This window comes from Streptomyces sp. NPDC091272, from assembly GCF_044757485.1.
In the GTDB taxonomy this organism is placed as follows: Bacteria; Actinomycetota; Actinomycetes; order Streptomycetales; family Streptomycetaceae; genus Streptomyces.
Window position 1 is genome coordinate 224,042 of the sequence record NZ_JBIVVC010000002.1, and the last position, 23,802, is coordinate 247,843.

Sequence of the window (23,802 nt, forward strand, 5' to 3'; positions counted from 1 at the left end):
CCCGGACTTTTGACGTAAGCCCCCGGGGGCACTCGCGAAAAGGCGCTGTCCACGGAGTAATCTCCACCCTTGAGAAGACGATCACGAGGAAGGATGCGATTCACATGCTCTCCCGCCTGTTCGCCCCCAAGGTGAAGGTCAGCGCCCACTGCGACCTCCCGTGCGGTGTCTACGACCCCGCCCAGGCCCGCATCGAGGCCGAGTCGGTCAAGGCCGTCCAGGAAAAGATGCAGGCCAACGACGACGCGCACTTCCAGGCGCGCGCCATCGTCATCAAGGAGCAGCGCGCGGAGCTCGCCAAGCACCACGTCTCGGTGCTGTGGAGCGACTACTTCAAGCCCCCGCACTTCGAGAAGTACCCGCAGCTGCACCAGCTGGTCAACGACACCCTCAAGGCCCTCTCGGCCGCGAAGGGTTCGACGGACCCGAAGACCGGCGAGAAGGCTCTTGAGCTCATCGCCGAGGTCGACCGGATCTTCTGGGAGACGAAGAAGGCCTGATCTACGGTTAGGCCGTCTGACCTGCGGTTTCGCTGGTCACAACGCCTACCTGTCCGCACCCGGTCCGCAGGCCGCCGAGAACGGTGTCCATCACGGACCGGGTGCGGTCTTCTTCGCCCGGCCACAGGTGCGCGTAGATCCGCAGCGTGATGACGGCGGACGCGTGGCCGAGGACCATCTGGACCTGCTTGACGCTCGCCCCGCCCGCGATGAGCGCGGAGGCGTAGAAGTGCCGCAGGTCGTGAGTCACCATGTGCGGCAGCTCGACGGGCTTGCGGCCCTCGCGCTCGGCCGCTTCCCTCTCCACCGCCTGGAGCGCCCTGCGGGCGCAGTTCCACTCCGTCTTCCACCGTCGGTAGTTGAGCGGCTCCCCCTCCTCCATCGTGAACAGCCACTCCTTCGAGGGCCGTGCGGCGAGATGCGCGAGCAGCGCGTCAGTGACGACCTCGCCGACCGGGACCGTGCGCCGCGATTTGCTGGTCTTCGGCGGCCCGATCAGACCGGACTGAAGCCGCTGCCGCTCGATGCGGATCGTGCCGAGCTTGAAGTCCACGTCCGAGACCTTCAGCCCCAGCAACTCCCCTATGCGCAAGCCCGATCCGGCGAGGACGACGATGGCTGCGCGGATGTACGGCGGGATCGTCTCGACCATCGCCGCCACCTGCGCGACGGTGGGCGGAGTGATCTCCTCGTCCGCCAGCGGAGGAAGGGTGATCTTGCGACAGGGCGTTTCGGATATCACCTTGTCGTCGACGGCTGCCGTCATCAGCCGTACGAGTACGTCGTAGACGTTGCGCACACTGCCGGACGAGAGCTGCCCGGACAGCGCCTTGAACAGGACCTGCACGTCGTTGCGGCGTATCGCCGCCATGGTCCGCGCACCAAGGGCCGGTATGAGGTGGAGCCGGAGCGCGTTGTCGGTGATGCGCTCGCGGGCCTCACCTGCGATGAGTGAATCCTCCCAGCGCTTCGCGTACGTCTCGAATGTCACGCGTCCCGCGCGAGGATCGACGTATTGGCCGGTGACGAGCGAAGCAGTGACCTCGTCGATCCAACGCTGGGCATCGACCTTGCGGTCGAAGTGGCGGGCATGCTCCTTACCGTCGAGGTCGCGGTAGCGGGCACGCCACTTGCCGTTGTCGCGCTTCTGGATGTTGGCCAAGTCGGTTCTCCTTCAAGTTGGTTCAGAAGTAGTAGCCGCCGCCGTTGATGTACTCGGTGAGAGCGCGGGCGTCGCGCTCTTCACCCATGAGGCGGAGGCACTGCTCGTGGATGGCCCGCGAGCTCTCCGGATGGGCCCGGATGTGCTCGGCCGTGGCGGCTACGGCGTGGTGGAGGCGGTCCTGGGCGTCGCGGGACTCGTAGAACGCCTCGACGGCCTCTTGGACGAGACGCCGCCCGTCCATGTCGATGCCTTCAAGCGGCGGGGACATGAGCTCTTCGAGGGGGAGCTCGAAGACCCTGGCGAAGGCGAGGGCCTCGTCGAGGTTGATGCGGCGGCGGGGTTCGCCGTGCTCGATGCGCCAGACCGCCGTCTGGTTCATCTTCACGCCGGCCTTGGTCACTCTGTCGGCCAGCTCGGTCGTACTCCACCCCCGCACTTCGCGCTCCAGCGCCACACGCTCGGCGACGTTTCCCTCGCTATAGAGAAGCGGCACCTCCGCACCGCCCACGTTGTCGTCTGCCATCACGTCTCCCATCGTCGCTATCCCAATTGAAACACAGGCTTCCCGATTTGGTTAACCGGCGATCGCCGGCTACAACTTCCCTTACTGGATAGACGCCTAGCCGAATGGGAAAACGCATGACCGACTACCTGACCACCGCCGAGGTCGCGGAGCGCTACCGCACAGCCGAGAGCACGGTCCGCTACTGGCGGCAGATCGGGAAGGGACCGCGCGGCATCAAGGTCGGCAAGCGCGTGCTCTACCGCGAGGCCGAGCTGCTGCGGTACGAGCAGGCACTCGCCCAGGGCCAGGGCGAGTGGGGCATGGCCGCATGAGTCGTCGGCCGCAACCCCCAACACAGCGACGGCCCCCGGCGAGCCAACGCCGAGGACCGAAGGTGCATCAACACATCGCCCGTATCTGAACGATCAATCCGGTGGAGCAGGCTCTGAACCAGCCTGCTCCACCAGTGAGGACATGCATGAACGACTCTACGACTCCCCGCACTTCTGGTGCGGCGGCCGACGGGGACCGACCCAAGGCCCTCTGGCCTCCCGTGGCGGTCCCCGGGCAAGGGGCTGTCCCTAGTAGGGACAAGGATCAGACCCACACCGAACACGGGGACCGTCCCCAGGACGGGACCGGTCCCCTGAACGAATCCGTCGGGGACCGGGGATCGCGAGCGGGGGCCGGGGACCGTCCCCACCCCGAACCTGTCCCCCGGATAGCTGGAGTCCCGGAACCATCACCCACCGGACCGGGAAACACGCAGGTCAACGGCGCAGGGACCGGTGTCCGCGATGCGGTCCCCACGGAACCCCAGGGGACCGCGAATGTCGGTCCCCCGGACACTGTGCTGCGGGACCCGTCTGACGGGACGGCTCCTTCGGGACGGGACCGTGCGACTGGTCGCCAACCCGCACGGGGACCGTCCGGCTACGGGGACCGGACCGATCGCGGGGACCGGACGGACCTCGCGGACCGCCGGACCGACATCGGGGACCGTACGGACCGTGGAGGCCGGACGGACCATGCGGACCGGACCGTCGCCGGGAACGGGCCGGACCACGAGCGCCGGACCAACCACGAAGGCCCGACGGACCAGGCGGACCGGACGGCCACGCGGACCACGCGGACCGGACCGTCCACGCGGACCGGACCAACGACGGAGGCCGGACCGACCACGCGGACCACCCGACCGACAACCAGGGCGCGGACCTTCTGACCGAACTGCGCACGACGATCGGCCGGTACGTAGTGCTGCCGAGCCCGGAGGTGCTGACCGCCGTCACGCTGTGGGTGGCGGCGACCCACCTCCAGCCCGCGCTGCAGCACGCACCCCGACTGGCGGTCGTGGGCCCGACCAAGGGGTGCGGCAAGTCCCGCCTCCTGGACGTGCTCCACGAGACCGTGCACCAGCCGATGATGACGGTGAACACCTCACCGGCGGTGATCTTCCGCATCATCGGCGAGAATCCGCCGACCCTGCTGGTGGACGAGGCCGACACCATCTTCGGTCCGAAGGCCGGCGAGAAGGAGGACCTGCGCGGTCTGCTGAACGCCGGACACCAGCGGAACCGGCCCGCCTGGCGGGTCTCAGGCCCCGAGCACAAGCCGACCGCGTTCCCCACCTTCGCCGTGGCCGCTCTGGCGGGAATCGGCGACCTGCCGGACACGATCATGGACCGGTCCATCGTGGTCCGCATGAAGAAGCGCAAGGACGGCGAGAAGATAGCGCAGTTCCGCTCGCGCCACTCCGTACCCGAACTGAACGCGCTACGAGACACGTTGAGCAGCTGGCTGGTCCCGCTCCTCGACGCCGCCTCACGGCTCATACCGCCCATGCCCGTCGAGGACCGTCCCGCAGACACCTGGGAACCCCTGATCATCGTCGCCGACCTAGCCGGTGGGGACTGGCCCGCGCAGGCCCGCGCCGCCTGCCTGGCCATGACCAAGCACCAGGCCGGCCAGGACGAGGAGACCACGCTCAAGACGCGACTGCTGCGCGACATCCGACGCATCTTCGCCGAGCACGGCGATCCCGAGGCCCTGCGTACGCACGATCTGCTCGCGGCCCTCATCACGGACGCCGAGTCCCCGTGGCCCGAGTACGGCAAGAGCGGGCTCAACGCCCACCTCCTGTCCGGCCTGCTGCGGGACTTCGGCATCACCCCGGCCAACTTCCGCCCGGAGAACGGCAAGCAGGCCAAGGGCTACCTCCGCAACAGGTTCGTGGATGCGTGGGACCGCTACTGCCCGGAGCCCTCCGAGGTACCGCCCGCACCCGCGCGTCCGGTCCGGGCCGCGCCCATCGCCCCGGTGGGAAGGCTCCCCGTAGGTCCGCCGGGCGGAATCTCCGGCCCCAAGCGCGCTCGCTGACTCCCACACCCTCATTCAAGTGAACCGTCCCATCCGTCCCCGCGCAGGTCAGCGCGGGGACGGATGTCCTCGCCGGGACGGACTCCCCCGTACCTGGCCCTCCATCCGTACCTGTCCTGACCTGCCGTGCGACGGATGCGACGGATGTCTCGCAACCCTGCCCCCAAGCCACAGGAGCACCACCACCGTGCACGACGAGCACACCGACAACGCCCCCTCACGTCGCCGCAGGGGACTCTTCGCCCTGGCCCACCGATCAGCAGCAAGCTGGAGCGAACGAGCCCCTTCCGGGGCTACGTCCGCGCTTGCCCCCGCCCCAGGGGTGGCGGGGGTGCTCCAGCGCCAGGGGGCGCCGGAGCAGAAGGAGGTGGGTACGTCCAAGGACAGCACCGCCGAGGAAGCTCCGCCGACGCCCGCCCCTTCCGCCGACCAGCCGTCGCCGACCGAGCAGCCCGTCTGGCGTGAGCTCGACGCTCCGCCGCTCCCGCTCGCGATGAACCGACGCCGCACCAAGGAGAAGCGGACCGTGGAAAAGAAGGTCCGCTTCACGCCCTCGGCCGCCGAGGCGATCACGGCCGCTGCGGCGGCCTGCGGGAAGCGCTTCGCGGGATTCGTCGGAGACGCCGCCCTGAGCGCCGCGCTCGGCCACACAGGCGGGCAGTCAGGCCCGGAGGACGATCCCCACCGTCAGCTCCTGCACGCCATCGAAACCCACACCCAGGCGCTGGACCGCATCGGCCGGAACCTCAATCAGATCACCGCCGCCATCAACCGGGGCGAGATCCCAGCACGCACCGAACACGTCTTGGCCGCCGTCGAGCAGGCCGTCCGGTACGACTACACCGTGGCCGGCCACGTCCTGGGGGCGTGAGGCGCGTGGTCCCCGACATCTCCACCGGCAACGACACCCGCGGCCTGCTCGCCTACGCCTTCGGCCCCGGCCGCCGCGACGAACACCTCGACCCCCACCTGGTCGCGGCCTGGGACATGGCCGGTGCCCCCGACCCCGGCCACGACCCGACCGCCACGGTCACCCAGCTCGCCAAGCGCCTCGACCAGTACGTCACCCTGGCCACCCGCGAGCGCGGAGCCAAGCCCGCAAACCACGTCTGGCACTGTCCGGTTCGGACGGCGCCCACCGACCGCCACCTCAGCGACGCTGAATGGGCCGAGGTCGCCCGCCGCATCGTGGCCGCCGCCGGCATCGCCCCGGAGGGCGACGAGCAGGCATGCCGGTGGGTCGCGGTGCGCCATGCCAAAGACCACATCCACATCATCGCCACCAGCGTCCGCGCTGACGGCCGCCGCCCCCGCAGCAACCGGGACGGAAAACGCGCCCAAGCCGAATGCCGCAAGATCGAGAAGGAGCTGGGCCTGCGCCAGCTCAACCAAGGGGACGGCACCGCGCCCAAGACACCAACCGGCGCAGAGCGCGCTAAGGCCGAACGCCAGGGCCGTACGGTGACCGCCCGCGCCTGGCTGCGCGAGCAAGCCCATACCGCCGCCGCAGCATCCCGCAACGAGGACGACTACTTCGCGATCCTGACTGACCTGGGCATCACGGTCCACACCCGCATCGGCCCCGAGTCCGGCGAGGTGATCGGCTACAGCCTGTCGGCCCCCGGCGACACCGCAGCCGGTCAGCCGGTGAAGTTCGGCGGCTCGAAACTCTCCCCCGACCTGTCCATCCACCGCCTGCGCGAACGCTTCGCCGCCCACCCGACCGCCCCACTCACGAACCCACCGGCCCACCGTGGCGCCAGGCCGAACGCACCCTCCGTACCGCACACGCCAGCCTCACCGGCCCAAACGCCGACGCACACCAAGCGCAGGGCGAGATCGCCGCCTTCGCCGACTTCCTCCACACCGCAACCCTGTATGCGCCCCGCCCTACCCGCACCGAACTGCACGCCGCAGCAGTCGCGTTCAACCACGCCAACCGCTCCGCGATCCGCGCCGACCACCAGGCCGGCCACGCCCTGCGCAAGGCCGGACAGGAACTCCTCTACGGCACCCACGACGCGGTGGGCTTCGTCATCGCCGTCCTCTTTGCCGCCATCCACCTGGCCCACGCCTCCGCCCGCTGGCACGAGCAGCGCGGCCACCAACAACAGGCAGCCGCCGCCCACCAGGCCCTCACCCACCTACGCACCGCCTACCAGCAACAGGCCGCCCCCGTCCTGACCGGACTGGCCCACCGCACCCCACCCACCGAAACGGTCACCCGCTACGAAGCCGCCCTGCGCAATGTCCTCCCCACCCACGCCGACCGCATCCTGACCGATCCGGCCTGGCCAGCCCTGACCACCGTCCTGCGCCGAGCGGAGACCGGCGGCCGTCCTCCATCCGAGCTATTGGCCGAAGCCGCCGAGGGACGCGAACTCGACACCGCCGAGCTCCCCGCCCAGGTCCTGATCTGGCGGATCGACAGCGCACCAGGCCGCCGAAAGGCCGCAGCATCAGCAGCCAGCACACTGACCACCACACGGAACCGGACAGCCACTCCAACGCCGGTAACCAGCAACCCCGGAGTCCTTTCCTCACGCCGCCTCTAACGATGATGTCCCGAGCAGACGGACGGATTCTCGTCACGGTGACATGCTGGAGTCCTCACCGGAAAAGGGAGTTGGGCACATGCAGTGGACCGTCCATGGCGAGCGGCAGATCTACAGCAACCCGTGGGTCAACCTGTGGCTCGTGGACGTGCAGCAGCCCGACGGCCGGCGGTGGGAGCACCACGTCGTGCGGATGCGGCACCTGGCCGTGGCAGCCGTGGTTGACGATCGGAAGCGCGTCCTGATGATGTGGCGCCACCGCTTCATCACCGACACCTGGGGCTGGGAGCTCCCGATGGGCCTCATCGAGGCCGACGAGACTCCCGAGCAGGCCGCCGCCCGTGAGGTCGAGGAGGAGACCGGTTGGCGGGTGGAAGGGGTCAAGCCACTGGTGTACGCCCAGCCCGCGAACGGCATCACCGACTCCGAGCACTACGTGTTCCGCGCAGACGCCGCCTCCTACACCGGCCCGCCCACCGAGCTGAACGAGTCCGACCGCATCGAATGGATCCCCATCTCGGAGATCCGGGGCATGATCGACCGCCGCGAGGTGGTCAGCAGCGGCAGCCTGGTCGGCCTGCTGTATCTACTGCTGGACGAGACGGCCTCAGGGGCCTAAGAGCTCGTAACGCGATCTTGCTCGGGGGTGCTAGTCGGCCGTGGCCGATGTCGCAATTCGGCTGTTCCGGGGGGCGACCATCCGACCGTGGATGGTGGACGGCGACTTGTGGGCTCTGACAGGCTCATCGATCCATAGCGAATGCTCAGCAGCCGGGGACAGTGTGCTGCGTGAGTGTCCCCCATCAGCCCGGTTCGCGCTGCGAGGGTGCGTCCCAGGCGAGTACGGTCGTACCCTCGGGTTTCGCGAAAGGGGCATGATGGAGGCAGAGTTGATGGCGCTCGCTGCATCGGGAGCGACAACGCTTGTACAACAGATGGCGGCGGACTCATGGGCTGGAGCACGTAACCGCCTCGTTGCGTTCTTCGCGCGTAATCGCCGCGGTGAGGAAGCAGCGATCGAGGGAGAGCTAGAGAACTCGCGCCGAGAGTTGGCGATGGCGGTCGAGACTGGCGACGAGGCAGCTATCGCGGACCTTGAGGCAGAGTGGCGTACGCAGCTCAAGCGCATCCTGCGTGCTAACCCTGCCGAGGCGGCTCAACTGCGATCCGTACTTGATAGTTTGGCACCCGGGTGGGAGACGCGACAGGTTACTAACGTCCATAACGCGATCAGCGGAGGCGTCCAGCTCGGCCCAGTGATCCAAGCGGGCAACACTGGACCGATCACCTTCGGCTAGCCCGCTGGCCCGTCATGAACCGCCATCGGAGAGCTGCCTCATCAGGGAGATTCCTGCGGCAAGCCTGCCCCAGGTGGCGGCAGTTAGCATAACTTTCTGGCTATGGAGGCATCGCAGGACGACTTCGACCGGCAGCACGTCGAGAATGACATGAGCGGGAACGTCTACGGAACATCGGGGCAGTTCGGCAATGTCTATGGAGATGTTCACTTCCATGGCCCCACGTCCGCACCGCCCCCGTTCGACGGCGCCCCGAAGCAAGCCGAAGGCGTCAGGAGAGCGAAGCGGAAGAAGAACAGCACCAGGGGGAAGCGGCAACGGCGAGAAGCGGCCGAGCGTGCCCGACAGCAGCTGAGGGCGGACGACAACAAGGCGATCAAGGGTTGCGGGCTCCTGGTGCTTGGGCTGGCCGTTCCGGGCTTTATTTACCTGGGCCTCGTTACCCGCGACTGGGCAGCTACCGGCGTGGTCGTCGGGGTGGTAGCCGTAGTCCTCTTCCTCGGTGGCGCTGGGATGGCCATGCGCGGTGACTGATACACGCAGTGTCCGTGCGGCGCCTAATGGTGCTGGCGTATCTTCCGAGGCATGAGCGAGAAGCGATCCGTACACAATGAGTTCAGTGGTGATGCTCATGGGCCAGTTGTCCAGGCAGGGGAAATTGGTCGGATTGTTTTCAACCCGCCACCGCAAGGGTTGCCACCGGAGGATCTGGCTATCTACCAGAGGCTGTTGGCCAGGGAGGCGGCCCGAGCGAACGCTGAGGATATGGCAGCACAAGCAGCACAGGCGGAAGTAGCGAGCCGTACCCACAGAGCCCTCAGGGCGCGCCGACGTAGATGGTGGTACCTGCTTCTTATGCTCCTCTGGGCTGGAGCAGCCATCGCGCATGTCTGGTTCACGCGGTTTCTTGAGGCTCCCCGAATTGAGGTCATGGTGCTGTGGCTCGCTGGGACAGTCTTCCTCGTCTTCCTCGGCGCAAGGAATTCGCTTGAGGCTCAGACCGGGCGCCGCCCGACCTGGTCAGACATGTTGCGGTGAGCTTGAGGTGACCGCAGGTCTCCACTCCTGCGCGATTGAGTGGACGACGCAGCGCGTCGGGCTACGGTCATCGACCTCCAACGAGACGCCTTGGCCACCCACGGTGGCCTGCGGGTCCCAGCCGTATGCCGGGAGCTTGCCGAGTGGCCCCTCGCATGAGGAGTGGACGAGCAGCTGGTCCGCAACAAGCAGGGTGGACACGCAGCGGATTCCATCCGTGAAGGCGTTCAACGCACGAGCGAGGCCCGAGTGCCCGTCGGCCCACCCTCGGCACATCCACACCAACACCGGCTCCCTCGGCGAAGCCGCCGACCAAACATGACCCGACAACAAGACCAGATCCGGTAATCAGAAGGAGACTTCAACCAAACCACGAAGAGGGTCAGCCGAAGGCGTCGCGCATACGCTGCTCGAAGGCGAGGACGGGGGCCTCGCGGGCGTGTGGCAGCATGCGGCGGTGCAGTTCCTGGACGTGGCCGCTCACACGCGGCGAGTCGATGGCCGTGGTGAGGTCGAGCGCGAGGCCGGCGCTCAGGCACGCCTGGTCGAGTTTGCCCTGCTGAAGCTGGGTGCTGGCCAGCCAGTAAGCGTGGAAGGCTCGTCCCCGCTGCTGGTCGGCGTTCTCGCGGCGCAGCCCCTCGGCGATGAGGGGTTCGGCGCGAGCTGCTTCGCCGAGGCGGGCGTAGGCGATCCCGGTGTCGACGAGGAGCTTCGTCTCGTCGAAGTAGCGGATCCAGGAAGGGGCTTCGGCTTCCCGCCCGCGTGATTGCTCGTACTCTTCGCGGGACAGGTCCACCGCCTGGTGGCAGGCGTGGACATCGCGCAGGGTGGCGTGAGCGAAGGCTTCTCGCAGGTGCAGCATCGACATGACGAGGGGCTGGTCGCCTGCGGCGCGGGCGGCGTCCTGGGCGTGGCAGGCGAGGGTGACGGCGTCGTTCGGGTTGCCGTCGTAGGTGGCCAGCAGACTCATGCACGACAGCACGTTCGCCATGAAGAGGCGGTCACCTTGTGCGTGGGCCAGCTTCAGTGCCTGGGTGAAGTAGGTGCGGGCGGTGCTGTACTGGCGGGCGTCGAAGTACGCCCAGCCGGAGAGACGAGCCAGTTCCGCCGCAACCGTTTGCAGGTCGTCGCGCAGTCCGCCCTCGGCGGAGTCCAGGAGACGGCTGACGTAACGCAGGTACCCGACGACAGCGGGCCGCAGGGTCGCCCCGCCGTGTGCGTTGTCACGTCGCCAGTAGTCCTCGACCGAGGAGCGCAGGGCGGTGAGGGTGGAGTGGGTGGCCCGGCCGTCGACCAGGGCGAGCAGGTCGTCCAATTCCTCAGCCGGTTCGGCGGGCTGGGGCTCTTCCGGTACGGAGTGAACGGGCTCGGGCCCCCACACCTCAGCACGCGCCGGGGCCGGAATCTCCCAGGACCGGTGGGCGAGGCCCAGCATCGCGCCGGGGATACGAAGGCCGTCGGCGACCCGCTCGATCACATCGATATGGGCCAGAGAGCGCCGCCCGGCCATGATTTCGCCGACTCTGCTGGGCGTCATGCCACACAAGCTGGCGATCCGCGAGGGGTAGATCCCAGCCTTGACCTTGACGAGCCGGAATACGCGGGCGAAGTCACGGCGGCGGCAGGCGTCCTGCCATTCCGCACTCGCCAGAAGCTCGGGTGGCAGGGCCTGGTGGACCGGTAGACGCGGCACTCGCCCCCCTCACTCGCCCTTACGGGCGGACTGGTGTGGGACCAACTCTTGAAGAGATTACCCACGTTGGGTAATCACGGTGGCCTGATCCCGTGATCGCCGTAGCGGTGCACTCGTATCCCACAGCCCGCCCGCGACGAGGGGATGCGATGCACGCGATGACCGCGCACGACCGACAGACCACCACCCAGCAGTGGCAGATGCAGTTCCGCTCGGTACGCAAGTGCGTCCCCCTCATCCGCGGTCTCGTCACCAAAACGCTCGCGAACTGGGGATACGGCCAGGACGATATCGACCGGGTGACCCTCGTCTGCGGGGAACTCTCCACCAACGCCGTCGAGCACGGCGGCAGACGAGGCCACCTCTTCGAGGTCACGCTGACCGCCGACGGCCCGCACTGCCTCGTCGAAGTCTCCGACGCCGGCCGCACACCGCCCCGCCCCGTCGAGGCCGACGAGGACGACGAAGGCGGACGCGGCCTGCTCCTCGTCGCCGCCCTCTCCAAAGAGACCGGCTATCACGACCGCGACCCGATCGGTAAGACCGTCTGGGCCCGCCTGGCTCTCAATGCTCCGGAGGTGCCATCCCCGTGCACCAACTGATCGCCGCCCCATACGCCGACCACCACCTCCTGGTGCGCCCGGGGAGCCCACGGGCCGCCCGTCTCCCCCTTCGCCGATACGAAGAGCTGCGCACCCCCGCCTCCTCCGTAGCACCCGCCTGGCTGGCCGACGCCGCCCGTCTCGCCTGGGACATGGAGCTGAGCGAGCAGGCCGTCAACGAGATCGTCCTGGTGCGCAACCACTCCCCATACGGCTACGGACGCGCCTCGTACGAGCTGAACCTCGGCTGCAACTACGACTGCGAGCACTGCTACCTGGGACTCAAGCAGTTCTCCGGCCTCGACTGGCCCGACCGCGAACGCTTGCTCCACGTCGTCCGGGACGCCGGGGTGCTCTGGTTTCAGCTCACCGGTGGCGAGCCGATGATCGACAAGTTCTTCCCCGAGACATACGAACTCGCCTACGAGCTGGGCATGCTGGTCAAGATCCTCACGAACGGTTCCCGCCTCGCCACCGCAAGGAACCTCGCCCTCCTGACACGACTCCGCCCGAACAGGATCACGCTCAGCCTGTACGGGGCCACAGCCGATGCGTACGACGGACTCACCCGTCGCCGAGGCGCGTACCGCATGTTCCTCAAGGGACTGGACGCAGCCCACGAGGCCGGGCTGCCGCTCGATCTGGCCCTGATCATCACGCGGCACAACGCCCACGAGGCCGACCAGATGCGCGCCTTCGCGGACCGCTACGCACTGCCGTACCGCGAGTACACCCACATGTCACCCACCATCTACGGCGGCGCGGAAACGCTCGCGACCCAGGCCCCCAACCACCTCGCCGACCGCGAGCCCTTCCGTGGTTGCAATGCGGGTCACACCTTCTTCCACGTCGACCCGCACGGCATGGCGTCCATCTGCAAGGTCGGCCGCGACGACGCGATCCCCCTCATGACCACGGGAGTCGAGGGCCTGAGCCGCCTCGGCGGCGTCGCCGACTCCCTGATGCTTCGCACCGGTGGTTGCACCGGCTGTCAGCTCTCCGGCACCTGCCGGGTCTGCCGACCGCTGGCCAAGGTCTACCAGGAGGCGGAGGCACCACTGGACAGGTACTGCCAGCACTCAACGACAAGGAGCTGACCCCATGACCGCAGTAGCAGTCACCATCGCCCCCATCCGTCCGCCGTCCGAACCCGACGAGGAGATCGTCCTCATCGAGGACGTGGACGCCTTCGCCGAAGCCACCACGCCCGGCTGCGGCGACGACAACCCCTACAGCTGACCATCCCTCCAGGGGGCTTCCCGCCGCACACGCCGCGCCGGAAGCCCCCTCAGGCACGTACGTCTGGAAGCCTGTCCGCCATGCCCGCACCCACCACCGCATTCAACGAACTCCCCTCCGGGATTCGCGCCGCCATCGAGTCGGAGACCGGCCCCATCCTCAAGGTCGATCCCGTCACCGCCGGCCTCAACAGCTCCCTCTCCGCCCACGCAAACACCGCCGACGGCACCGTCTTTCTCAAGGGCCTGCGCACCGACCACCGCTGGGTCTGGACGCAACAGCGCGAGGCGGACATCAACCCGTACGTCACCCCGCTCGCCCCACGCCTCCTCTTCCACGTCGTCGTCGACGGTTGGGACGTCCTCGGCTTCGAGACCATCGACGGCCGCCACGCCGACTACTCCCCCGGCTCGCCGGACCTCCCCAAGGTCACCGACGCTCTCCGCGAACTGGCGGCCCTCCCATGCCCGGACATCGAGCTCCGTCGCGCAGAACAACGCTTGGCCGGGTACGTCGCCCACCCTGCCGACGCCGAAGTCTTCGCAGGCGACGCCCTGCTCCACACCGACTGGAACAACCAAAACGTCCTCGTCACCGAAGACCGTGCGCACCTGGTCGACTGGGGCTGGGCCACCCGCGGGGCCGCCTGGCTCGACGCCGCCCACTGGGTCATCTGGCTTGTCGCAGCCGGCCACACACCAGCCGATGCCGAGCAACTGGTCGGACACGTCCCCACGTGGAAATCAGCACCCCCACGCGCCGTCGACGCCTTCGTCCAGGCCAGCGCAAACCTTTGGACGGAGATCGCAGGCGCCAAGCCTGATGCATGGACCAGCCGCCTCGTTTCCGCGTCACAGCGTTGGAACCAGCACCGAAGCAAGCACAGTCACGTACCGCCCCGAACGGTGCACTGAGTTCGTGCCCAACCCCCACACCGCAAAGGGACTGCCCCTCATGCCACTCGCCGTCCTCCTGATCGGCATCACCGGTTCCGGGAAAACCACCCTCGCCAAGGCCCTCGCCGAACGAGGCTTCACCCGCCTCTCCGTAGACGAGGAAGTACACCGCCTCCACGGCCGCTACGGCATCGACTACCCCGAGCACACCTACTTCGAGCACGAACGCCCCGCCGTCGAAACCATCCGCCAACAGCTCGCCGCCGAACTCACCGCCGGCCACGACGTCGTCCTCGACCACGGCCTCTGGACCCGAGCCGACCGCACGGCCTGGCAAACCACCGCCCGCCGGGCCAGCGGCCAACCTGTCATGGTCTACCTCCCGGCCGACCACGACGAACTCTTGACCCGCCTCAACGAACGCAACCGCCGCGAAGACGCCAATGCCCTCACCGTCACACCAGAGGCACTGGATGACTTCTTCGCCCGGTTCGAGCCACCGGCGGACGACGAAATGACGGTGACCTATACCGGTGACTTGGATGCCATTATCAAATATCGAGTGAGGTGAATCCGCTTAGTTGCGGCAGTAGAGCCCTACTCCGGAACTCTCACAAGGGGCCGGGCAAAGTCCCTGATTATCACCTGCTGTACGGCGCCAGCCCCTCATTTCCGGCGACGACCAAGGAGTCGACGAGCATCTGCCACTCGTCCAATTCGCCGAGTTCCTCGGCCGCCCTGCGAATTTCCTTGAGCCAGCTGTTCGAGAGCCACGACTGCTTAACCGTGACACGTCCATCTTGAATGCAGAGGTCGGAAACCCAATGCACGCCACGGATGACCTGCACTTCCTCCGAGAGCTTCCGCAAGATGCCGATGAGCGCGTCGACGCCCTTGGCCTCCCCGCGAGCTGTCGGCAGCCAATCGTCGAGCGACTCAACGAGGTCCTCAGCACGGACCCAGTCGACGGGTTCGCCAACGACCTCGTTGTACAAGCCCTGCGTCCATGGAAGAGGGTCCGGCAGCAGGGCAGCGGCAGCCCAGTCGCCCCAATGATGGTCACGGTAAGGACTTGAGTCGTTACTCAGGTAGCCAATGGCATGACGCAGCAACGACGGCCAGACACCTCGGGCCGCTTCAGCCAAGCGGTCGTTCTCTGCACCTACCGCAGCAAGACCGTGGAGAAAATTCGACATCAGCCCTGCATCTGCGCAAAGGACGTCGAGGTGTTCGAGAACCGGTCCGGCATCGACGTCCTTCGCGAAGCCCTCGAGCAGGGCCCGTGCGGCAACCAAGGTGTGCGTCCCGCGGTCGTCCGCGGTCCAGCCCTGCTTCTCCTGCGCAACCATGGCACGTCGCTCGACGTCGAGAAAGGCGGCGAGGAGAGCGGCTGCGTTGTCGGTGCAACAGTGGCCCGTCGACGCGGCTGCCCCGAGTCCGCGAATGGCTGCATCTAGAACCGCGATGTCAACGGAGTCACCTGATAGTGCCTGGAGGCGTTCGGCAACGTCGCCAGCAATCAGGACATTCGGCCGTCGCTGACCGTGCCGGTCCCACGGACCGATTTCTGCGCCACGGGCAGTCTCAAGCAACCAGTTCAACGTGGTCCGGTGGGCGCAAGGGTCGAGGTGGCATGCGGACCTCCAGACGACATCGCATCCACGCGCCAGGTACAGCCGCGTCTCCAAGGGCGCCTTGCCTGCCATCGCAAGACCAGCCTCGGCAACATCTTCGGTCGAGACGCCAGCCGCTTCCAGCGGCGCAGCCAGTGCGGGTGTGAGAAACGCCGGCAAGGCTTGCGCCACGGCTCGATCGGCACCAAGATCGAAGAACTGATCCGCGTGACGTTGGTCCTCGGCCTCCCGGAACAACAATGCGATGCCGATGACGAACTCAGTCACGAACTGCTCTTCGTTGCCCAGCGCCGCTATATCACCAGCGGCGGCTCGTTCGACCGCTGCTCTAACGACATGGGCAACGGCGTCCACAGGCCGATTCGCCATCAGGTCTTCATCGGCTTCGACCAAGGCACGTCCTGCCGCCAGGTCCGCAGCAATCTCCTCCGACGAGGGCAGCACGTACTCGGCGCCATGCTTGACCGAGCCCCAGTACCGATTCTGCAGGCGCAGGCTAGTCTGCACGACCTCCTGGTGAGCCGCGTGCGCTTCTTGCACGGCTTGCAACTCAAGCGGTGATTCGACCTCGATGTAGACCTTATCGCCATGCTGCTTAACTCGATATTGCTCCGGGTCCAGGCTGGCAGCCCAGTTCTTCGTACGCTCCTGGCTAATGCGCAGCCGGTCGCCGTTCTCGACAAGCTTGTCGGCAACCTTCTTCAAAGCCTGGGCACGCTCCTGCCCGCCGTGCACCATCAGCCACATGGCTACCTCACGCGGTGTCCACTGGCGACGTTCAAGGTTTGCGAGCCCCTCGGTTGCTGCACGCAGCCCTACGTACTCACTCGCCCTGCGGCCAAACTCCAACTCCCATACGGCAGGTTCGGCGAGAAAAAGGTCGAGCTCGGTGCCGATCTTCTCAATGTGGCGCACCAGCAGACCGAATAGCATCCCTGGAACTGCCAGGTTCTCGCAGCCGTTCAAGAGTGCCTCGACAACCACCCTCGGTGACGCACCCCGGCTCAACCACCCGTCGGCAAGACGTTCCATCGCCTGGAGTGCGCTCATAGCCGAGTATGGGCCCACCGACGTGCCCCGGTACCAGCTCCACACGTGGCTGTCGCCGACGTACAAGCGAGCAGTACCGTCCAGGTTCAGAACCGCACCGCGGTCTTCAACCTCTCCGTCCTCTGCCTCACTTTCACCGCCCTCGTCCCCGTCATCAAAGGGATCAGTCAACGCGTAAGGCGGACTAGGCCGCGACAGCGTTGCTACGCGTGCCCGCGCACCACTATTCAGGATGCTGTTCAAAACCCGCGCCGAGGTCGGAAACGGCGCTGTCTGGAACAGTTGCCAGAACCCGCCGAAGTAGTACTGGAAGAACGGTGGTCCGATAGCGGTCCACCGGCCCTGATGCCTCCGGACACCCTTATCCAGGTGCCAACTTGGCTCGTCGTCAATGTAGTAGGCCGCCATCAACGTCGCCAATAGCTCCGGGTCCTTCTGCGCCAAGGCTCGGGCGCTCAACGGCGAGTCCGCAGCCGGAGCCAGGAACGCTGGCGCGTCTTCCCCAATGGCTCGAAGGCACCTTTCGACGGCATCATCGATGTCCGGACCGAGCAGAGCCAACGTTTCGACGAACGCCTCCTTCGTTAGGTGGTAATCCAGCTCACGTCGGCGTCGCCGACACTGCGCCGTCCACCCAGACGGCGTGTCCCCGCTGGTCTTGCGTCGAGGGAACGAATTCCAGTAGGCAAGAAGGCGGTCCCGAAGTCGGACTCGTAGTTCGTTGCCAGCAGGAACGTCCGCCAGGGACAGGGCGTGCAGCCAGTCCGCGAGCAGTTCGAAGGACGCCTTTGACACGTCCCACGGCTTTTCGTCATCTAGGAGGAACTGCACAACGGGGTTCGTGACTCGACGGTCGACCAGCCCGTTGACCTTATACCGCTGCTGAACAACTCGAACCACGTCGCCGAGCACCAGGCCGACCGACTGATCCGTGCACGCTGACTTCAGGCATTGGTACGCGAATGGCGTCTCCAGAACCGCCTCCACCGGAACGTCAGTCCACCGGGGTCCGCGTGCTGCGGCGAAAGCCTCGAATTGCGAGCGCAGTTCGATGAACTTCCGGACAGGGCGAGCCTCCGGTGCTTTCAGCAGGCCCTCGCACGCAAGAGTGGCGGCCGACAGTGTCCACCGCGGTGCTCCCGCTGCCTGCAGCAACTCGATGGGGCTCTGACCACGGACAAGCAGGATGGCGGTCGCGTACCGCCGGACCTCGTCATGTGCAAAGTCCGGCTGGTTCCGATACCGGCTCGGTGGCGCGAGCAGATGATCCCGACGCAGTACGTCGACCGCTGCGGCATCAACCCGTGCACCAGGTCGACGGTCCTCGGGCAGCTTCATAGTCTCTGCGGCTACTGCGAGCAGTGTCTGTTCGCGTGCCTCCGCCGAGCCGACACCGGGCCGCCCATCGCCCCGTATAATCCTGCTCCACACCAGATCAAGGCACTCCCACTCACCCAGTGAGCTAGCTGGCTCCGCCCCGGTCCGAGCCAGAAGGTCCAGTACAACGGGCCTTCTCAGCAGCGAGTTCACGGGCAGGTCTCGCAGGACCGTACGCAAAAGCGGAAATTGGCCTGAGACGACGGAGATGTCCTCATCGCCCAACGGCCGCATCTCAAAAGACGAAATGGACTTCGGGAACCCCAGCTCCACCTGCTCCCGCACGAAACCAAGTGCCACGTCAGATGTCACCGCAACGAGCCCAACACCCGCCGCAGCCGCTGCCAGAACCAAGTCACTCAACAGACCAGCAGACCGCTCCAGAGCAGCATCAGCCGCGTCGATGACCAGGACTCGAGAAAGTGCCGATGCCTCCGCGAGCACGTCCTCCAGCGAAACCCCGAGCGCAGCTCGCAGCTCCAAACTCGACTGCGGCATGCCACGGAAGTTCACCACCACGCCCTGGAAGCCGGCGGGGTCTGCGGCTTCCAACTCTGCAACGGCCGACAGAGTCAGCGCACTCTTACCGATGCCCGACTCGCCAGATACCAACAAAGCCGAAGCACGGGTACCGGCCTCGCGCAGGGCATCAGCGAGTCGTTCGCGGCGGTCGGCGAACGAGATCTGGACCGACCCTCCGGACGACTCATCACCGATAGTGGCCCGCACGCCGGCAACGGCCAACTTGCGTTGCTCAGCAAGCACCGACCACGCATGCCGACTTCGAGTCGCTGCCGAGTCCAAGAGCACGTGAATGTCACGGCGGAGCACCTTGAGGTCCACCACAGCGCCAGTCGCGTCGTAGCGGGTCGCCTCGACCTCAAGACGGTCCCGCACCACCACCCCGTCGGCGGCATCCGAGGCAACGCTGTCCAGCGACGTTGCGACCGCTGTGCGGTCGCCTTCGTCCGGGCTCTGAACCGCAAAACCGAGGATGTGCAGCCGGCCAAGCAGCCGCCACTCCAGCCGCAGGATCTCTTCCTGCGTTGTGTCGTCTTCGACGACCTTCTCCACCATCTCCAGAAAATGCTCATGCCGCTTACGCACCGGCTTGGACCAGCGGCGATCGACGTCCATGGACGCTTGGAACGACTCCGGGTCGGCATGAGCACGCGCGATGCCGCAGAGCGTTGCGAGCTGGTCCCACTGATCGGACCGACCGGCGGTCGCGACGGCGACTTGGTGAGTGTCGGCGTCGAACCTCTCGACCTCGGCGAGAAGCGACCCGACGAGCTTCACCGTGTCGCCATGGCTCTGGACGAAGTTCGGCGTTGCTCGACATGCCACCGCAAGGATGACCTCAGCTGCCGCATCGCCGCATTCGATCAGAAGATCGTCCACCGGGTGCGCCGGACCGGTTTGGAACGACACCCTCCGGACCGGCAGCTCAGATACTTCCGCCCGTCGTGCGCCAGTCAACATGCCAGCGAGATAGACAGCCGCGACGCGGTGCGCGAACGAAACACCACCGCCGCCGGTCGCATAGGTACTCGATCCTCGCTCAGTTTCACCGGCTGCAGCGATGTCGCCTCCGGCGGTCGCATCCTCGGGAGCAGCAGCGAGTCCAGATGGCGTCTCACCCCCGGGCTGAGCAGCATCCGGTGCAACAGACTCGTCCATATGTTCCTCGGTGGCATCGTGCTGTCAGCGGCCTTACGGCTCACCGTAGCGGCGCGTCCAGAACCGTGCAGTGATATCCCATCAGTCCCAACCCAGTCCGCACACAGTCCGCAGGACACTCGATCGAGACTGTCACGCCCCATCGCCAGCCATCACTAAAAAGCCAGGTCAGCGACCCGCAGCCATCATCACCGCAGGTCACCGACCCACCCCCTTACTAGGAGACGAAGAAGGCCTGACCTTCGGTCGGAGCTTCTGACCCGCGGTTTCGCCGGTCAGATCGCTTGCCCGCCCGCACCCGGTCCAGGGACGCCGAGCACGGCGTCCCGCGTGGGCCGGGTGCGGTCTTCTTTGTGCGGCCAGGTACGGCAGCGCGACGGGCTTCGGTTGAGACCGGCCCGCGGTGCACTCCCCGTGCCGGGCCGCCTCCGCCACCGTCCGAACACGTCACGCCCGCGGCGTCGGCACCGTCGCGTCCCATGCCTCGCGGGCCGCCGCGATGGCCGGGCGGTGGGCGATGGACCAGTCCGCCAGGGACTTGACCAGGTGGGTGAGGCTGTGGCCGAGTTCCGTCAGCTCGTACTCGACCTGGGGCGGGACGGTCGGGTACACCGTCCGGCTCACCAGCCCGTCGCGCTCCAGGCGTCGCACGGTGAGCGTGAGCATCCGCTGCGGGATGTTGCCCGGCACGGCGCGTTGCAGCTCCTTGAAGCGCCTGACGCCGGAGGCGAGTTCGACGATCACGTACACCGACCACTTGTCGCCGAGCCGGTCCAGTACGTCCCGTACCCCGCACTCGTCCTGCGGCGTGTCACAGACGATCACGGGCTCGGCCGGCGCCGGGGTGGTTACCGCGGTGTGCCCTACTGACATCGAAGTGCCTCCTTACGGGATCCGTCTCCGCTCCCGAGGATGAGAGCACACGGCTGGACGGACAGCTGATCACACCGCTGGTCACACCGCCGGTTCCAGTGCACAAACCACCGCCCAGGAGGCTGTTTCCATGATTTTCGTCACCGGTGCGAACGGCGCTCTCGGCCGGCTCGTCGTCCGCGAACTCGCCGGGCGGGACGACGTCATCTTCGGTACCCGCACACCCCGCACCGCCGCCGAGCGACGCGTGGACTTCGACGACCCATCCTCACTCGATCTCACCGGTGTGGACACCTTGCTGCTCATATCCGCCGGGTACGGCGAGGACGACGTGGTCATCGCGCGTCACGAGGGAGTGCTGGCCGCCGCGGAGGAGGCCGGTGTACGGCACGTGGTGTACACCAGCCTCAGCGGTGACGGCGACCACCTGCCCTACGCGCTCGCCCACCGCTGGACGGAACGGCGCCTGGCCCGCTCCTCGCTGAGCTGGACGGTCCTCCGCAACGGGCTGTACGCCGAGTTCTTCGCCGCCGTCGCCGCCCCCGCGCCCGACGGGACGATCGTCGCGCCCCTGGGCGAGGGCGGGCTGGCAGCGGTGGCCCGCGCGGACCTCGCAGCGGTCGCCGCCCGCGTGGCGACAGCGCCCGGGGCACACGCGGGCAGGACCTACGAACTCGTCGGCGAGCAGGCCTTGGGCGGCGCGGACCTGGCGCGGGCGATCGGCGGGCGGTACCGGCCGGCCACGCTCGCCACGACGCGCGAGGCAATCGCCGCGGCCGGGCAGGCGCAGCCCTTCCAGGTGCCGATGCTCGTCGGCACGTACTCGGCGATCGCCGGCGGTTTCCTGGACGGGACCGGGATCACGGACAACGCCCTCCGCGCCCTGCTGGGGCGCGAGCCCCGTCCGGCCCTCGACGTGTACCGCGCCGCTGTCGGCGTCGGTACGGACCCGGCGCAGGACACCGCCGCAGATCACTGACCGCGCGCAGCCACGGGACGCCGCCTACCGACCGGCTTGGAGGGCTTCCCGGTGGGCCCGTAGGTTGGGCAGCCGAACACGGTCGAATGCGGGTACGAGGCAACGGATGCCGGCGGCGACCGCTGACGGGTGGCGAGCGGGCCGCTGGTGGCGATCGGGCCGCTGGTGGTGGGCGGGGGGCTGCCTGGAACGCGTGACAATCGGCGAGTGGGGAGCATGGTGGGGTCTGCGGTGCGGGAGAAGGAGTCGGAGTCCGGACGCACGCCCGGGGGCAGGACCGGGGACAGGACCGGCGGCGGGGATACGACCCCGGCTCATGTCCCGGGTGCGCAGCAGCGCGGTGAGCGGCTGCTCGTCGCGCTGCGCGAGCGGATCCCCGGGCCGCGCGTCCTCGCCTGGTCCCTCACCGCGCTCTTCTTCGTGCTCTATGCAGTCGTGGCCGTCCTGCGGCACGGCCGGATGCTCAACGGTGGATTCGACATCGGGATATTCGAGCAGGCGATCAAGGCGTACGCGCATCTGCGGGCGCCCGTGGTGGAGCTGAAGGGGCCCGGGTTCAACCTCCTCGGGGATCACTTCCATCCGATCCTGGTGCTCGTGGCGCCCTTCTACCGGCTCGTCCCCCGTACGGAGACCCTTCTCGTCGTGCAGTCGGCGCTGCTCGCACTGGCCGTTGTGCCGTTGACGCGCTGGGCGCACCGGGCTCTCGGGCCGGTCGCCGCGCTCGTGGTGGGGTGCGGGGTCGGAGCGTCCTGGGGGATCGTCTCGGCCGCGGCCAAGGACTTCCACGAGATCGCCTTCGCGGTGCCGTTGCTTGCGTTCTGCGCGGTCGCGCTCGGGCAACGGCGGTGGTGGGCGGGCGCGCTGTGGGCCGCACCGCTGCTGCTCGTCAAGGAGGACCTCGGGCTGACCCTGTCCGCCGTCGGCTTGTACATCGCCTGGCAGGCGCTGCGGGAACGGCGGGCGGCCTCCCGCGCCCCCTCCGCGGGCAAGACGTACTCCGCGCCCTCCACGGGCGGAACGTACTCCGCGTCCGCCGCGGTCGCGGGAGGGTCCGACGTCCTGCCGCCACCCGGCCCGAGCATCGCCGCCCGTCTCCGGCTCGGGGTCGCGGTGGTTCTGCTCGGCGCCGCGGGCAGTGCCGTGGAGATCCTCGTACTCCTCCCGGCCATGAACCCCGCCGGGGGCTTCGCCTACTGGGGGCAGATACCGGGTGACGAGAGCGCCGCGTCCGGGAGCGCGTTGTCGCTCGCGCTCGGGGTGTTCTGGCCACCGATGAAGTACCTGCTGCTGCTCATGCTGGCCGCACCGGTCGCCTTCTTCGGTGTGCGTTCGCCGCTGCTGCTGCTCTGCGCGCCGACCCTCGGCTGGCGGTTCGTCGCCGGGAACGAGCACTACTGGACCCCGGGCTTCCACTACAGCGCGATCCTGATGCCGGTGCTGTTCGCCGGGTTCGTGGATGTGCTCAGCCGGCGGAAGGAACTGCTGCCCGGGGTGCGGCGCCGGCGCGCGCTCGCCTTCTCCGCCGCCTTCACTGCGGTCACGGCCGCCGTGTACCCCCTGCACGACCTCGTCCTGCCGGCCGCCTGGCGGACCCCCGCGCACGTCACCGTCGCCCGTCAGATCCTCGACCGGATCCCCGACGGCGCCACCGTCGCCTCGTCCAACCGCCTCGCCCCGCTGCTCACCTCACGTACGACCGTGAGCCTGGTCTGTTACGGGACCGGGGCCGACCCCGCGGCGCCCACCGGCCTTCCCGCGGACCCGCCGCAGTGGGTGGTCTCGGACCGTACCGACCCCACCGTGAAGGTGCCCTGCCCGGTGGCCACCTCCGAGCGCATGCTCCGCCTGTACCGCACGCACGGCTACGTACAGGTGGCGGATCGGGACGGCATCATCCTGCTGCGCCGCCCCTGAGGAGGGGCCGGCGCCCCGGGGCACCGTGTGCCACCGCCACGCGTTACGAACGTCCCGCGGCCCTCGCCGCGCACAGCCCCACCAGCGCGCAGGCCGCGGCCACGGTGAACCCGTCCTGCCACGACCGGCCCATCACCTGGTGCTGGAACAGCGCCATCAGCTGCACCAGCACCGCCAGCCACATCATCATCCGCATCCCGTTGGCCCTCATACGGTGCCGGATACCCCCGTGGCAGGAAGATCAACGGGCGCCGTGGCCCGCGTGTCCACGACCGGGCGGGCCCGGAAGATTTCTCTTCGGGCGTGCATGACGCGACCGGCCCGGGGCACGTGAGCGTACGAGGGCCCCGCCACGTTCCCCCGTCGTGGCGGGGCCCTCATCACGTTCCGCCCCCGGGGCTCCATCGCGTACCGGCCCCTCGCCG

Annotated in this window: 22 protein-coding genes; 16 read left to right on the top strand and 6 right to left on the bottom strand. The window is 67.7% G+C overall.

All coding sequences use genetic code 11. The features are described from left to right. The first annotated feature begins 104 nt into the window (after nt 1–104). Entirely contained in the window at nt 105–500 is a 396-nt protein-coding gene (gene sodN, locus ACIQM4_RS05795; RefSeq protein ID WP_401586567.1) for a superoxide dismutase, Ni, read from the top strand. Nucleotides 501–507: 7 nt separating this feature from the next. Here sodN and ACIQM4_RS05800 read toward each other — a convergent pair whose 3' ends face one another. Together ACIQM4_RS05800 and ACIQM4_RS05805 are read right to left on the bottom strand one after the other, a co-directional pair. Further along, nucleotides 508–1,662, bottom strand: a complete 1,155-nt coding sequence (locus ACIQM4_RS05800; protein WP_401586570.1) for a tyrosine-type recombinase/integrase — start codon at nt 1,660–1,662, stop codon at nt 508–510. A 22-nt stretch (nt 1,663–1,684) separates the two neighbouring features. After that, nucleotides 1,685–2,188, bottom strand: coding sequence for a helix-turn-helix transcriptional regulator (locus ACIQM4_RS05805; RefSeq protein ID WP_401586572.1), 504 nt, complete (start codon nt 2,186–2,188; stop codon nt 1,685–1,687). Nucleotides 2,189–2,304: 116 nt separating this feature from the next. Here ACIQM4_RS05805 and ACIQM4_RS05810 point away from each other — a divergent pair, with 116 nt between their 5' ends. The 8 genes from ACIQM4_RS05810 to ACIQM4_RS05845 all read left to right on the top strand — a co-directional run bounded on the left by ACIQM4_RS05810 (nt 2,305) and on the right by ACIQM4_RS05845 (nt 9,437). Beyond that, on the top strand, nt 2,305–2,502 hold the full coding sequence (locus ACIQM4_RS05810) for a helix-turn-helix transcriptional regulator (protein WP_376497278.1): 198 nt from the start codon (nt 2,305–2,307) through the stop codon (nt 2,500–2,502). 922 nt (nt 2,503–3,424) lie between these two features. Next, nucleotides 3,425–4,546, top strand: coding sequence for a DUF3631 domain-containing protein (locus tag ACIQM4_RS05815; protein ID WP_401586575.1), 1,122 nt, complete (start codon nt 3,425–3,427; stop codon nt 4,544–4,546). Nucleotides 4,547–4,733: 187 nt separating this feature from the next. Further along, on the top strand, nt 4,734–5,417 hold the full coding sequence (locus tag ACIQM4_RS05820; RefSeq protein ID WP_401586578.1) for a plasmid mobilization protein: 684 nt from the start codon (nt 4,734–4,736) through the stop codon (nt 5,415–5,417). Beyond that, the gene (locus ACIQM4_RS05825; protein WP_401586580.1) at nt 5,414–6,730 is read left to right on the top strand and encodes a relaxase/mobilization nuclease domain-containing protein; all 1,317 of its coding nucleotides are present in this window, start codon (nt 5,414–5,416) and stop codon (nt 6,728–6,730) included. The genes ACIQM4_RS05820 and ACIQM4_RS05825 overlap by 4 nt, the downstream gene beginning before the upstream one ends. 450 nt (nt 6,731–7,180) lie before the next feature. Beyond that, the gene (locus ACIQM4_RS05830; protein WP_401586583.1) at nt 7,181–7,720 is read left to right on the top strand and encodes an NUDIX hydrolase; all 540 of its coding nucleotides are present in this window, start codon (nt 7,181–7,183) and stop codon (nt 7,718–7,720) included. Between the two features lie 256 nt (nt 7,721–7,976). Continuing rightward, nucleotides 7,977–8,399: a hypothetical protein gene (locus ACIQM4_RS05835; RefSeq protein ID WP_401586586.1), complete on the top strand. Its 423-nt coding sequence runs from the start codon at nt 7,977–7,979 to the stop codon at nt 8,397–8,399. A 102-nt stretch (nt 8,400–8,501) separates the two neighbouring features. Beyond that, nucleotides 8,502–8,933: a hypothetical protein gene (locus ACIQM4_RS05840; protein WP_401586588.1), complete on the top strand. Its 432-nt coding sequence runs from the start codon at nt 8,502–8,504 to the stop codon at nt 8,931–8,933. A 51-nt stretch (nt 8,934–8,984) separates the two neighbouring features. Continuing rightward, nucleotides 8,985–9,437 carry a hypothetical protein gene (locus tag ACIQM4_RS05845; RefSeq protein WP_401586591.1) on the top strand — a complete coding sequence of 151 codons (453 nt, stop codon included), beginning with the start codon at nt 8,985–8,987 and terminating at the stop codon, nt 9,435–9,437. Between the two features lie 382 nt (nt 9,438–9,819). Here ACIQM4_RS05845 and ACIQM4_RS05850 read toward each other — a convergent pair whose 3' ends face one another. Next, a complete protein-coding gene (locus ACIQM4_RS05850; protein ID WP_401586594.1) occupies nt 9,820–11,130 on the bottom strand; it encodes a helix-turn-helix domain-containing protein in 1,311 nt (436 codons plus the stop codon). A gap of 158 nt (nt 11,131–11,288) precedes the next feature. Here ACIQM4_RS05850 and ACIQM4_RS05855 point away from each other — a divergent pair, with 158 nt between their 5' ends. From ACIQM4_RS05855 to ACIQM4_RS05875, 5 genes are all read left to right on the top strand, one after another. Then, the gene (locus tag ACIQM4_RS05855; RefSeq protein WP_401586596.1) at nt 11,289–11,732 is read left to right on the top strand and encodes an ATP-binding protein; all 444 of its coding nucleotides are present in this window, start codon (nt 11,289–11,291) and stop codon (nt 11,730–11,732) included. Further along, nucleotides 11,720–12,829 carry a radical SAM protein gene (locus ACIQM4_RS05860; RefSeq protein WP_401586599.1) on the top strand — a complete coding sequence of 370 codons (1,110 nt, stop codon included), beginning with the start codon at nt 11,720–11,722 and terminating at the stop codon, nt 12,827–12,829. Before ACIQM4_RS05855 ends, ACIQM4_RS05860 begins: the two co-directional genes overlap by 13 nt. 4 nt (nt 12,830–12,833) lie before the next feature. Further along, nucleotides 12,834–12,971, top strand: coding sequence for a hypothetical protein (locus ACIQM4_RS05865; protein WP_401586602.1), 138 nt, complete (start codon nt 12,834–12,836; stop codon nt 12,969–12,971). Nucleotides 12,972–13,051: 80 nt separating this feature from the next. Beyond that, nucleotides 13,052–13,885, top strand: a complete 834-nt coding sequence (locus ACIQM4_RS05870; protein WP_401586604.1) for a phosphotransferase family protein — start codon at nt 13,052–13,054, stop codon at nt 13,883–13,885. A 40-nt stretch (nt 13,886–13,925) separates the two neighbouring features. Further along, complete coding sequence (locus ACIQM4_RS05875) at nt 13,926–14,438, top strand: AAA family ATPase (protein ID WP_401586606.1); 513 nt, start codon at nt 13,926–13,928, stop codon at nt 14,436–14,438. Nucleotides 14,439–14,508: 70 nt separating this feature from the next. On the opposite strand, the gene ACIQM4_RS05880 is transcribed toward ACIQM4_RS05875, so the two are convergent. Then, a complete protein-coding gene (locus ACIQM4_RS05880; RefSeq protein ID WP_401586608.1) occupies nt 14,509–19,608 on the bottom strand; it encodes a hypothetical protein in 5,100 nt (1,699 codons plus the stop codon). Between the two features lie 447 nt (nt 19,609–20,055). After that, nucleotides 20,056–20,481, bottom strand: a complete 426-nt coding sequence (locus tag ACIQM4_RS05885; RefSeq protein ID WP_401586610.1) for a winged helix-turn-helix transcriptional regulator — start codon at nt 20,479–20,481, stop codon at nt 20,056–20,058. Between the two features lie 130 nt (nt 20,482–20,611). On the opposite strand from ACIQM4_RS05885, the gene ACIQM4_RS05890 reads away from it, so the two are divergent. Then, nucleotides 20,612–21,460: an NAD(P)H-binding protein gene (locus ACIQM4_RS05890; RefSeq protein WP_401586613.1), complete on the top strand. Its 849-nt coding sequence runs from the start codon at nt 20,612–20,614 to the stop codon at nt 21,458–21,460. A 216-nt stretch (nt 21,461–21,676) separates the two neighbouring features. After that, complete coding sequence (locus tag ACIQM4_RS05895; protein WP_401588113.1) at nt 21,677–23,377, top strand: DUF2079 domain-containing protein; 1,701 nt, start codon at nt 21,677–21,679, stop codon at nt 23,375–23,377. A 43-nt stretch (nt 23,378–23,420) separates the two neighbouring features. Here ACIQM4_RS05895 and ACIQM4_RS05900 read toward each other — a convergent pair whose 3' ends face one another. After that, nucleotides 23,421–23,588 carry a hypothetical protein gene (locus ACIQM4_RS05900; RefSeq protein WP_401586615.1) on the bottom strand — a complete coding sequence of 56 codons (168 nt, stop codon included), beginning with the start codon at nt 23,586–23,588 and terminating at the stop codon, nt 23,421–23,423. Between the last annotated feature and the right edge of the window lie 214 nt (nt 23,589–23,802).